Below are 12467 nucleotides of genomic sequence, written 5' to 3' on the forward strand. Positions count from 1 at the left end.
TAACCCCATGAGCAAGGCCAGTTTAGTCAGTAACGCCAAAGAGAATATCGACCTGGTATTAGAGCCGATCAAAGGTGGGGATGCAATTACCGAAGCCGGCATATTAGAATTAGTCGCCGCCTCGCAGTACACAGATCTTCATGTACAAAAAGCCAACATTAAAAATGCCGTTGCCGAGCTCAACGATGTTTTAAAACCTTTACAAGCGGGAAAAACCGGCAGAGAAGTTCGTTACCAGATCCTGGAGCGGCGCAATGCCAGCGTAACGGTCACTGTAGACAGTGACGCAATGACGGCAACCGCCGAAATCACCACAGCCCTTGGCGGTAAACACTTGTCCGCCAAAGCCATCCTCAATGCCGCACAAGAGTCCGGCGTGAAAAAAGGTTTTATCAAGGAAGAGCTGGTTGCCCTGGCGCAAAAAGCAGCCAAAGAACCGGCGGGCACTGTGGTTTCCAGCCAGATAGCCCTGGGGAAAATGCCCATCAACGGCCAGGACGCGAGAATCAAACATCTGGTGCAAAGTGCCCAGGCCCGTATTTTAAAACCGAAAAAACGCGAAGACGGCAGCGTCGACATGCGGGATTTAGGAGATATTATTTGTGTCAAAATCGGCGATCCGCTAGTGCAAAAAGTTCCCCTGTCTCAGGGTAAACGCGGTTATAAAGTTACCGCCGAGCCGCTAGAGCCGACCCCGGGCAATGATATCGAAATGAAGTGCGGTGAAGGCACCGAGCTGAGCCCTAAAAATGGCAATATCCTGATCTCCAAAAAAGTCGGCCTGCCCAAGGTGATTGAAAACGGCATGGAGGTTGATGAAGTCTATAAAATTAAAAATGTCGATGTCAGCACCGGCCATATCATTTTTGAAGGCAGTGTCATTATCGACGGCGATGTCAGTGAAGGCATGAAGGTCACGGCAACCGGCGATATCACCGTAGGCGGCTTTGTCGAATCGGCTATTTTAAAAGCCGGCGGCGACATCACCATTTCCGGCGGTATCATAGGACGCAAGCAAGATCTGGAAACCCGGCAGGTGACCGAAGTACAAATGAGCGTCAATATCAACGCCAAAGGGAATATTTACGCCAAGCATTGCCAATATGCGGAAATTTACTGCGATGGCGATGTCCGCATTGAAAATCAACTGATGCATTCCATTGTCGATACCGGCGGCAAGCTCTGGGTCGGCAATGAAGAAAAAGCCGACGGCAAATTAATCGGCGGCTTTATTAAGGCCGTGAGCTCAGTACATGCAGGCATAGTCGGCGCTACGGCGGGCAGCAATACCCTGGTCCATTTCGAAAGAAAACTTAACACATTAAGAGAGCAGCTTGATGATATTGAAACCCGTTTAAAAAATGATTCGGATAAAACCAATGAATTAAAGTCTGCCACCACGAAATTAAAAGCCTTACCCAAAGATAAGGCCAATCCTGAAATGTTGACCAAAGTCGTTGCCACTTATCAGTTCCATGCCAAACGTATGGGAGAACTGCTGCAGGAAAAGCAAACCTTAGAGCAGGCAATTCAGGACTATATGGCCAAGGTCTATGTCGAAGCCACCGAAAAGCTTTATCATGGCGTAGAACTGACCATAGGTGATTTCAGCGACCGCAGCAAACGGGAATATGGTCCAAGCAAGATGTTGTTTAAAGATAGAAAAATTCATATCGAGCCGATTGTGCATAGTTAACAAGCCGCTCGCTGACATCAACAATCAACAGGCAAGATAAAATGAAGTGCCTTACCTTTGGCTTTATCCTTACCGCTTTCTCATGTGCCGCGGCGAATGCCGCGCCATGTAATATCAATATCAACCATGGTATCGTGATCAACCCCAAGCATATCCGCGTGCTTGATCATGACCGCACCATTTTGCAAATCAACACGCCCCGGCAGCTGTTTATCGGCGGCCGGGAAGTTCAGCTAAGCGAACAACAGCAGGCCCTGTTGGGGCAATATAGCTCGGGGATCCGCAAGCAGGTCCCGGAAATCGTCTCCATTGCCATCAACGGCCTGGAATTGGGGCTTAAAGCGGTCAATAAGGTCATCGCCGGCTTAACCGGGGAAAACAGCGCTGCCCATCAAAAAATTCAGAAAAAGTTCAGGGAAGTCGAGATACGCCTGCATAAAAGGTTTAACCACAGCGAGCAAAATTATTTTATCGCCCCGCAAGACTTCGACAATTTTGACGATTTATTTACCGGCGATTTTGAAGTTGAACTCGAACAAGTGATCTCCGCTTCGGTAGGCAACCTGTTACACCAGGTCGAACAAGTGATCAACAGCAAAGATCAAGGGCTTCCCGGCGCAAACAATAACGGCAAAAGCGAGCAAAGGCCAACCTCAAGCTCGGAGCTCAAAATAACAAGCCTGGACAAGCACCTGGCCCCCTTCTCTCAAGAGCTTAAGCAGGAAATGGGACATCATGCCAGTATCCTGGATGAAAAGACCGCACAATTTTGCCAGGGATTAATCAAACTTAATAAAATAGAGCAGGAGCTAAAACAGCAAATCCCCCAGCTTAGCCAGTTTGCCCTGATAGATACAAAAAGTTGATAACAAAAACCACTCCGGGTCTATCAGCAAACTCCCCTTCGAAAATACTCCATTAAAAACCCCTGGTATCAAGCGATAACAGGGGTTTAAAGAAATAAAACCACACTAAACGTTAAGCCAAAGGATTAACGAGAGGGAATTTCCAGTGGCTCAAAAGACGTCTTGGCATTACCGCCGGCGCCCATATGATCATTATACGTACGACCTTCAAACAAGGTGTAGTAAACATCAACATAATCATCATCATTGGTGAACCAGGCATCCGGCATAGCACTGATGATACCGTTGGTGATCTGAGGAATAATGGCATATCCCTGAACCGCCGGATCCGGGATTAAACGCATAATCGCCGTTGCTGCTTCCAACAAGGCCGTTGCCAGCTCTTTATAATTAGTACCGTCATCATGCTCCATCAGGATCATATCCGCGGCACTCCAGCGATATCTGTCCCAGTAAATAGCAATCTGGTTCGGGGAGTATGTGGTGCCGTCGTTATCCAGATAAGGCATATCGACGATATCCAGGTAAGGCTCATCTCTTGACGGATCCACGCCGTTGACTATGCCATAAATTTCGGCATCGCCGGAAATCCAGGGCTCCTGATCATCATTTAAACGGATCTTTTTGATCACTGTGGTCGATAAACTGTCATCGTCGGCCATGATGCTGGCGTTAGCCGATACCGAGCGCAATGCAGCTTTACTCACCTGGCCCTCGCCGGCAAATACCGAACGCATCACCTGCAGACCTTCTTTTAATGAACGCTGACCGTCGACGCCAACAACAAATACCGGACGCTCAGGCATCTCATAGGCATCTAACAATTGAATGTTGCCGTCAACATCATAGGCTTCAATATAATCCCATTGGCTGTCATTGCCTTCGGGCGCAAAAGCAAACAACGGGGATTCACCCGCCTGCCAGGCCGCCAGCATGGATTCATGCGCCAGGCGCAATTCAACCAGAGATTCAGTAACCGACTCTAAACCTTTCGCCGACTTAATGGATAAATCAGCCTGTTGTAACTGCTTGGTATCCATAACATTGGCATTAAGCAGGTTATCAACATTGACTTTCAGGTTGTATTGGGTGATTTCACTGTGCAGCAACGATGAGATCTTGCTGTACTGACGGCTAATATCCTGTGCCATCAAGCGTTTGCTTGTGGTTAGATTAGCCTTGATTTTTACCTGTGATGAAACCGGCTTTGCTTCTGCTGGAGTGATAGTGCTGGCCTGTCCGGCAAATGCCGTCATTGATAGCAATAACATTAAAGATGTGGGTAGTTTTTTCATTTTTCTCTTATCCTTTTAGAGTATTACTTCAAGATATCCTTGAATCTGCATATCATCACAGCAGGTCCGATTTGTAAACAAGCCGTAACTAAAGTTGTCGCTTTTTTCTCCTAAAATGTCGTTTTTTTTCGATTAAGTTCGTAAAAAAGGCTGAAATTTGACGCTATCTGATGGAAATATCAGCAAACGCATTAACTGGTTAACCAGAGGAAGCAGCTTTGTAAATACAAGTTGATAACATTTTCAGAAAAGAAAAACTTCATTTAGCCATGCAAATGACTGTGGCATCATCACCGGATAGCTTATAGAAAGCATGCTGAAAAACATCCCTGCATAACCCTGCTTTTTGTCTTCCATAACACCACAGGATCGCTTACAGGATGCAAGTACTCAGCTTACGCCGGGAGCCCTTCCTACTTCAAAGCAGGCCGAAATACTCCCTGTATAAAAAAAGCTCCTGATGGTATTTCAGGAGCTTTTTGTTTGATGGGCAGTTAGGCTACGGAATTACATATTCGGGTAATTCGGTCCGCCGGTACCTTCAGGTGTTACCCAGGTAATATTCTGGCTGGGATCTTTAATATCGCAGGTCTTACAGTGGATACAGTTTTGAGCATTGATAATAAACTTATCTCCCTCTTCTGTTTTCTCCACTTCATAGACACCGGCAGGACAATAAAGCTGCGCCGGCTCGCCATATTTCTGCAGGTTCACCTTGATAGGAATATCTTTATCCGCCAGTTTCAAGTGACACGGCTGCTCTTCTTCATGGTTGGTATTGGATAAAAACACCGAAGAAAGCTTATCAAAGCTGAGCTTGTTGTCCGGCTTCGGATAATTGATCACCGGAGACTCAGAAGCCAGTTTTAACTGGTCATGATCCAGAGACTCGTCCTTGAAGTTCACCGGCAACTTACCGTTAAAGAAATTCTGATCGACGGTATTAAACACGCCGCCCCAGAAAGTACCGAACTTATGCATCGCCGGGCCGAAGTTACGTGTGCTGTATAACTCTTCATACACCCAGGAATTCTTAAAGCTCTCTTCATAGGCGACCAGATCTTTACCGCCTTCATCGCCGCCGGCCAGGGCGGCAAAAATGGTTTCCGCCGCTATCATGCCGGACTTCATCGCGGTATGGTTACCTTTGATCTTGGCAAAGTTCAAGGTACCGGCGTCACAGCCGACCATCACGGCGCCGGGCATAGTCATTTTCACCAAAGAATTTAAACCGCCTTTAGCAATGGCACGGGCACCGTAAGACACACGTTTGCCCCCTTCCAGATACTGGCTGATTTTCGGATGATGTTTATAACGCTGGAATTCATCAAACGGACTTAAATGCGGGTTCTTGTAATTTAAATCGATAATAATACCGACAAACACCTGGTTGTTTTCTGCATGGTAAAGATATCCGCCACCGCCGGTTTCTTTATCCAGCGGCCAGCCTGCGGTGTGTACCACTAAACCCGGCTGATGTTTTTGTGGGTCGATATCCCAGATTTCCTTAAAACCGATCCCGTAATGCTGAGGAGACTTGCCGTCGCTAAGGTTAAACTTAGCGGTAAGCTCTTTACCTAAATGGCCGCGACAACCTTCGGCAAAGACCGTGTATTTCGCCTTAAGCTCCATACCCGGCATATAAGAGTCTTTCGGGTTACCGTCGACATCTAAGCCCATATCGCCGGTAATAACGCCGCCGACACTGCCGTCTTCGTTATACAACACTTCCTGGGCCGGGAAGCCGGGGAAAATTTCAACGCCCAGTTGTTCTGCCTGCTCTGCCAGCCAGCGGCAGATATTACCCATGCTGACAATATAGTTGCCTTCATTATGCATGGTTTTAGGCGGCGCAAAACCCGGCAGCTTGATGCCGTTGCTTTCGCTGTTCAATAAATAAATGTCATCACCGGTGACCGGGGTATTAAGCGGCGCACCTTTTTCTTTCCAGTCGGGGAAAAGCTCATCCATAGCACGGGGTTCGAATACGGCGCCTGAGAGAATATGTGCGCCAACTTCCGAGCCTTTCTCGACCACGCAGATCATTAACTCTTGTTCTTTTTCCTGTGCCATCTGTGCTAAACGGCATGCCGTCGCCAGTCCTGACGGACCTGCACCTACGATGACAACGTCAAATTCCATCGATTCGCGTTCCATTATATCCCCCCTTTTTTCTGATTTTTGTTTATCCGGTATACAAATTCAAACGCTTGTTTGATAATATGCCTCATTATATAGATATTTTACGCTGAAATACTATCCCGATGCAGAGAAATTATCTGCAATTGTTGTTTTCGCTCAACACGAGTGAAAGTTTTCACCAAGATTACGTTGACGTACACGTAATCAGTGAGTAGTCTTTCGAGCTATTACTCAAATTATATAAGTTGAAATTTGGCAATTCGCCTCAATTTTAACAGTTAAAAACCAACAAGCACAATCAGAGGCTATGATGAAAGTATTAGTACCGATCAAACGTGTCATTGACTATAACGTCAAGGTTCGCGTTAAATCAGACAATTCAAATGTTGATCTCGCTAATGTAAAAATGGCGATCAACCCGTTTTGTGAAATTGCCGTAGAAGAAGCCGTTCGCTTAAAAGAAGCCGGTGTAGCGACAGAGATCCTGGCCGTCACTATCGGTGACAAGTCCAGCCAGGAGCAGCTGCGTACCGCATTAGCCCTGGGCGCCGACCGCGCGATTCAAATCGAAACCGACCAGCAACTTGATTCGTTAAATGTTGCCAAACTGCTGCAGAAAGTGGTTGAAGAAGAAGCGCCGCAGCTGGTGATCTTAGGTAAGCAAGCTATCGACAGCGATAACAACCAAACCGGTCAAATGCTGGCGGCATTAACCAACATGCCTCAAGGTACTTTTGCCTCTGAAGTGAAAGTTGACGGCGATAAAGTCAAGGTGACCCGTGAAATCGACGGCGGCCTGCAAACCGTAGCCCTTAACCTGCCGGCTATCGTCACCACCGACCTGCGCTTAAACGAACCTCGTTACGCTTCACTGCCTAACATCATGAAAGCCAAACGTAAGCCGCTGGATGTAAAACCTGCCGCCGACTTTGGTATCGATTTAAGCCCGCGCACCAGCTTACTGAAAGTAACGCCTCCGGCCGAGCGCCAGGCGGGTATCGTGGTTGAAAGCGTAGATGAGTTAGTTGAAAAGTTAAAAAATGAAGCCAAGGTGATCTCATGAATATTTTAGTATTTGCCGAACACGACAATCAAACATTAAAAGCCGAGACCCTGAAAACGGTTGCCGCCGCTCAAGCCATGGGTGGCGATATCCACCTGTTAGTTGCCGGTAGCAACTGTCAGGGCGTTGCTGAAGAAGCCGCCAAGGTGAACGGTGTTGCTAAAGTATTAGTGGCCGACAACGCCGCTTACGAGCACCAACTGGCAGAAAATGTCAGCTTACTGGTAACAGAATTAGCTGCCGATTATGACCATATCGTTGCCACTGCGCTAACCACAGGCAAAAACTTTATGCCACGTGTTGCCGCGCTGTTAGATGTTACGCAAATCTCAGACATCATCGCCGTAGAGAGCGCCGATACTTTTGTACGCCCTATTTATGCCGGTAACGCAATTGCCACGGTACAAAGCCTGGACAGCAAAAAAGTGATTACAGTACGTGCCACAGGTTTTGACGCGGTAGCAACCGACGGCAATGCCGAAATCGTTGCTTTAGATAAGGCAACCGACGCCGGTACTTCAAGTCATGTCAGCGATGAACTAACCGTTTCCGAGCGCCCTGACTTAGGTGCTGCCAGTGTGGTTATTTCTGGTGGACGTGGTATGCAAAACGGCGACAACTTCAAGTTACTTGAAGGTATTGCCGACAAGCTGGGCGCTGCTATCGGTGCATCACGTGCTGCGGTTGACGCCGGTTTCGTACCAAACGATATGCAGGTTGGTCAAACGGGTAAAATCGTTGCCCCTGACCTTTACATCGCCGTGGGTATCAGTGGTGCCATCCAGCATTTAGCCGGGATGAAAGACTCTAAAGTTATCGTTGCCATCAACAAAGACCCTGAAGCGCCTATCTTCCAGGTAGCCGACTACGGTTTAGTAGCTGATTTATTCGAAACTTTGCCTGAGCTGGAAGGTAAACTGTAAGTTTATCTTATCTCTCAAGTAAAAAAGCCACCCTTGCGGTGGCTTTTCTTTTACCTCTGTAGCTTTATGCTTTTAAAAGCTTGCTGATTTCAAAAAAACAAAAATAGGGTAATTTCCTCAAGTGTATGTCACTGATAGCTGAGAGATTCAAACTAACTTTGTGGCTGTTTGACCAAGGTTGTAGTATTACAAGCACTGAGGCTCAACGGCAATCAAACACATAATCATTCGGCAACTTTTATCTATAACTCATTGATAAAATAGATCTGCCTGCCCATACTCTTTTTATTTAAGGCACACTAACATCAATTAGGAAATTACTTTGTTCAGGATGAACAACTTCCCAACATTAAAAAACTTCTTACAGATAAGATTTCAAGAGCTTACCTGCATTATGCTGTATTATTTAATACTACTTTTTTATAGAGCCCAAAGCCATGTTCGGTCTATTTAAGCGATACGAGGTAGAAATGTCCCCTCAGGTACTCGGCCGAGTTACTGATAAAGGCCAGGCAGTGGCAGGAGTACGGGTAACTCGTAAACTTATTTATGAAGGCTACGAAAAAGGCAAAGAACAGACAGAATACGCAATAACCGATACTGATGGCAGATTTTCATTTGAGAGGAAAGTTATTAAATCACGGATGCCAGGTGATATCTTCGGCCAGAATATGCCGGTTTTACAATCCATTTATATTGAAAAAAATATAAAGGATATTCAGGGTGACGACTATTATTTTCTCTGGTCAACCAGTAAGAGCTGGGACCCAATCCAACCACTCTCTGATTTGTTACTACAGCTCAATGCCGACTTACAAAATAAAAAAGTAAAACATCTTATTGATGCCACGGATTATGGCGGCCTGCCACGGCAGGTCGTAGGTTCCATATGCCATTGGCAAGGAGAGCTGATCTCAACCTATTATAATAATGAACTGATTACTTCTTATGATGAAATAACCTGATGTGCGCTTAAGCAAAAGATAACCACTATTTTAAGGATGAAATATGGCCACCATCTCCCCACGCGTAGCATCAAATATTGCCGCTGCCGCTTATAATATTAAAGGGCCAGTTCCTGAAGGAATAGCATTGGAGCTTGACCCTGAAACCGAAAAACATTTCAAATTCAACTTATCAAAGCACGTTTATACCGGCACTTCGGGTGGTTTTTTCTGTCGCCAAGCAACTGGTTTTGTCTTAATAGGCCAAGGCCATAGTGTACAGCATAGTGATGATCATATTATCGCGATTCGCGGTACTGACTCCTTAGCCGACGCACTCACAGATATCACGTGCCATAGCACCAATAGTGATACCGGATCTTGTGTACATACAGGTTTTCAAAGTTCATTTGCATCTTTTAGAGCAAGCTTATATGCCTATTTTAGCCAGCCAGGAATTACTAACGGCAATAGTATTATCCATTGCGTGGGCCACAGCCTGGGTGGCGCGCTGGCTACCTTAACCGCAGATTGGCTTAAGGCTGAATTTAAAAATACCGTCTACTTGTATACTTTTGGCTCCCCCCGCGTAGGCAAGAAAAACTTCGCCATTCATCATAGCGCACGAATAGATAAAATGTTTCGCTGTGTACATGGGGCAGATCCTGTACCTAAAATGCCTGTATGGCCCTTTTATCACGCCCCGATTAGCGGTCGGGAATACATACTTTCCCGCGCTCAAGGCATAGATACCAGCGCACATTCTATGAAAAAAGGTCCAGCATATATTAAAACAGCAAATCATAGTGACTGGGAAAGTTTACACTGTCAGACGGCAAGCTCGGTAAGTCAACGTGTTGTGTTAAACTATCGAAATCGTACTGAGACCACCTATTCAACCTTTTGGGCAGATAAAATTGCTGCCGCCCTAATGACACTCATGATAGATGGCGGCGCAGCAACCACAATAGCTTCTTTGCAAGTTATGGGAACATCCATAGGCACTGTCTACGACATTATGGCCAAAACTCTAGTAAATATAGGAAAAATTGTAGGCCTTGAAGAACAGCTAAAAGCCGTATTAGGCTACATGCTGGTTTTTGCCGGTAAAGGGGCTTATATACCGATTGAATTTACCTATAAATTTATCCGCTGGGTATTTAGCGTCACTATCGGACGGTTACAACAAGCAGCTAAACAGGCACTAAAGCAAGCTTAAGCTTCATTATACAAACCCCAACTTTAGAGGAGCTAACTCCAGAAAAAATGCAATTGGCTACTCCTGCCGCTATTTTCACTGCTGCTCTGGTTTCAGCTAATAAAATTCCATTGACAAAAAGCACAAAATAACGCATTTTTGCCGCATTAAATCCCCCGCTAACTCAGGTGAGAGAGCATGAACAACGACAACTCAACACTGGTTTATTCCACCGACTCAGGTCGCATCAAAGAGCAAAAGCCAAGCAAAGCAGTCACCCCATCAGACGGCACCGCAAAAGTACGCCGTGAAACCAAAGGCCGTAAAGGCAAAGGCGTAGTTACCGTCACCGGATTGGGGCTGGATGAAAAGGGCTTAAAAGACCTTGCCAGCAAAATCAAAAAAACCTGCGGCTGCGGCGGCAGTGTGGTTGGTGATGTGATCGAAGTCCAGGGGGACAAACGCGATGCCATCAAGCAGGTGTTGGAAAAAAACGGCTATAAAGTTAAATTTATTGGTGGTTAGCGGCATTTTTGCTACTCTCTTGGTATAACAAAGGAATAACCAATGCAATCAATTACTTCAAAAGAGCTGTCAATCCTGTTGGTGGAACCATCGGATACCCAGCGCAAAATTATTATCAATGAATTGCAGCAGCAAGGGGTCAGTGAAATATCGCCGGCAAAATCCGTCGAAGAAGCCATGGCAATCATGCAGCGCCACCCCCATGACTTAATCGCCAGCGCCATGTATTTCGAGCAAGGCACGGCATTAGACTTACTGCGCGAAATTCGGGCTGACGATAAGTTTACCGATACCGCCTTTATGCTGGTCACCAGTGAGCACAAACGTGAACACCTGGAAGAGTTTAAGCAGTCCGGCGTGGTTGCCCTGCTGCCAAAACCTTTTACCCGTGACCACCTGACCTCCGCCATCAACAATACCCTGGATTTGCTGTCGGTGGACGAACTCGAGCTGGACTACTTTGATGTCCACGAGATCCGGGTGTTACTGGTGGATGACAGCCGCCTGGCACGCAATCATATCAAACGGGTATTGAATAACTTAGGCCTGAAAAAAGTCACCGAAGCCGTCGACGGCAGTCATGCGATCAAATTGCTCGAAGATCATATGTTTGATCTCGTGGTTACTGATTTTAATATGCCCGAAGTGGATGGCCGGGAGCTGACCCGCTATATCCGTGAACAAAGCCAGCAATCCCATCTGCCTGTGGTCATGGTCACCAGCGAAAGTCAAATGGCGCATTTGGCCAATATTGAGCAGGACGGCGTCAATGCCCTGTGCGACAAACCGTTTGAGCCCCAATACGTCAAAAAGCTGTTATACGGATTATTGGAACACTAGCTCCAATTCATTGCGGGATTATGCCTGGCTGTTTTTTCCGGTCATGGACTTTTCCGGCAGTGACTTTTTCTAAATTCGGAAGGCAACTGAGTAAACAGCCGGTAAAACTGCCGGCTGAAATAACTGGGATCACTAAAACCACTTTCACTGGCAACTGTGGCGATAGGTAATGCTGTTTCCACCAGTAAACGCCGGGCATTTTCCAGACGTACTTCATTCATAAATTGTTTTGGGGTCTTTTTCAGGTATTTCTTAAAGCGCCTTTCCAGCGCACTGACAGATAAATGGCTTGCCCGGGCCAACTCCTTAAGAGTTACCGGGTACATATAATGTTTGCGGATATAATCTACCGGCACCTTTAACGCTTCCATGGAAGAAATAGCAACTGTCGTTTTTTCCAGATGGCGAGAAATGCCATAAGAGCCGATCACCTGACCCTTGTCATTATAAAGCGGACGCTTGGAGGTGATAAACCAGGAGATGTCCCCGGTGCTTTCACTGTTCATTTCCAGGCGGTTGGTCACGACTTCTCCCTGCATCACTTTTTGATCATCCACCACAAACTGCCGGGCGATATGGGGAGGTGAAAAGTCATAATCGCTGCAGCCGATTGCCTGGGATAAGCTATCCACCCCCTGGTGTTCAAGAAAATACTGATTGGCGTAGCGAATACGGCCCTCAGCATCTTTTAGCCAAAATAACATATCCGGCATTAGATCAAACATTTCTATAACTTGGCTAACCGATAACTGTTGGAGAAAGTCATCCCCGCCCTGTGCTTTAACACCTTTAATTGTCATATATGATGCTCATTTAGAAATTATTGTCTGAACTATTGCCTGAACTATTGCCTTGGTCACCCTGATCATTAAAAAGGCAACGCCGATTTTATCGCATAAGAAACCGATTTCATCTTAACACTAATTCCACGCCGCTTTTATCATAAATAAAACGCTTTTTACCGGAAACCTTTCC

11 protein-coding genes are annotated in these 12467 nt (G+C 46.2%); 8 read left to right on the plus strand and 3 right to left on the minus strand.

What is annotated here, in order from left to right; all coding sequences use genetic code 11:
* Positions 1 to 7: 7 nt before the first annotated feature.
* Both SG35_RS22030 and SG35_RS22035 read left to right on the plus strand, forming a co-directional pair.
* Positions 8 to 1696, plus strand: coding sequence for a DUF342 domain-containing protein (locus SG35_RS22030; protein WP_044832966.1), 1689 nt, complete (start codon positions 8 to 10; stop codon positions 1694 to 1696).
* A gap of 41 nt (positions 1697 to 1737) precedes the next feature.
* The gene (locus SG35_RS22035) at positions 1738 to 2562 is read left to right on the plus strand and encodes a DUF2884 family protein (RefSeq protein WP_044832965.1); all 825 of its coding nucleotides are present in this window, start codon (positions 1738 to 1740) and stop codon (positions 2560 to 2562) included.
* A 125-nt stretch (positions 2563 to 2687) separates the two neighbouring features.
* Here SG35_RS22035 and SG35_RS22040 read toward each other — a convergent pair whose 3' ends face one another.
* Positions 2688 to 3857: a DUF3103 family protein gene (locus tag SG35_RS22040; protein WP_044832964.1), complete on the minus strand. Its 1170-nt coding sequence runs from the start codon at positions 3855 to 3857 to the stop codon at positions 2688 to 2690.
* A 507-nt stretch (positions 3858 to 4364) separates the two neighbouring features.
* Positions 4365 to 6014 carry an electron transfer flavoprotein-ubiquinone oxidoreductase gene (locus tag SG35_RS22045; RefSeq protein WP_044832963.1) on the minus strand — a complete coding sequence of 550 codons (1650 nt, stop codon included), beginning with the start codon at positions 6012 to 6014 and terminating at the stop codon, positions 4365 to 4367.
* Positions 6015 to 6309: 295 nt separating this feature from the next.
* Here SG35_RS22045 and SG35_RS22050 point away from each other — a divergent pair, with 295 nt between their 5' ends.
* The 6 genes from SG35_RS22050 (at position 6310) to SG35_RS22075 (ending at position 11492) form a co-directional block, all read left to right on the plus strand.
* The gene (locus tag SG35_RS22050; RefSeq protein ID WP_044832998.1) at positions 6310 to 7062 is read left to right on the plus strand and encodes an electron transfer flavoprotein subunit beta/FixA family protein; all 753 of its coding nucleotides are present in this window, start codon (positions 6310 to 6312) and stop codon (positions 7060 to 7062) included.
* Positions 7059 to 7985: an electron transfer flavoprotein subunit alpha/FixB family protein gene (locus SG35_RS22055; protein WP_044832962.1), complete on the plus strand. Its 927-nt coding sequence runs from the start codon at positions 7059 to 7061 to the stop codon at positions 7983 to 7985. Before SG35_RS22050 ends, SG35_RS22055 begins: the two co-directional genes overlap by 4 nt.
* Before the next feature lie 470 nt (positions 7986 to 8455).
* On the plus strand, positions 8456 to 8950 hold the full coding sequence (locus SG35_RS22060; RefSeq protein ID WP_053043050.1) for a DUF6795 domain-containing protein: 495 nt from the start codon (positions 8456 to 8458) through the stop codon (positions 8948 to 8950).
* A gap of 43 nt (positions 8951 to 8993) precedes the next feature.
* Entirely contained in the window at positions 8994 to 10148 is a 1155-nt protein-coding gene (locus SG35_RS22065; protein WP_044832961.1) for a lipase family protein, read from the plus strand.
* A 177-nt stretch (positions 10149 to 10325) separates the two neighbouring features.
* Positions 10326 to 10652, plus strand: coding sequence for an SUI1 family translation initiation factor (locus SG35_RS22070; RefSeq protein ID WP_044832960.1), 327 nt, complete (start codon positions 10326 to 10328; stop codon positions 10650 to 10652).
* A 42-nt stretch (positions 10653 to 10694) separates the two neighbouring features.
* A complete protein-coding gene (locus SG35_RS22075; protein WP_044832959.1) occupies positions 10695 to 11492 on the plus strand; it encodes a response regulator in 798 nt (265 codons plus the stop codon).
* A gap of 41 nt (positions 11493 to 11533) precedes the next feature.
* On the opposite strand, the gene SG35_RS22080 is transcribed toward SG35_RS22075, so the two are convergent.
* Positions 11534 to 12292, minus strand: coding sequence for an AraC family transcriptional regulator (locus SG35_RS22080; protein WP_044832958.1), 759 nt, complete (start codon positions 12290 to 12292; stop codon positions 11534 to 11536).
* Positions 12293 to 12467: the final 175 nt, after the last annotated feature.

It is taken from the genome of Thalassomonas actiniarum (assembly GCF_000948975.2).
Taxonomy (GTDB): Bacteria; Pseudomonadota; Gammaproteobacteria; order Enterobacterales; family Alteromonadaceae; genus Thalassomonas; species Thalassomonas actiniarum.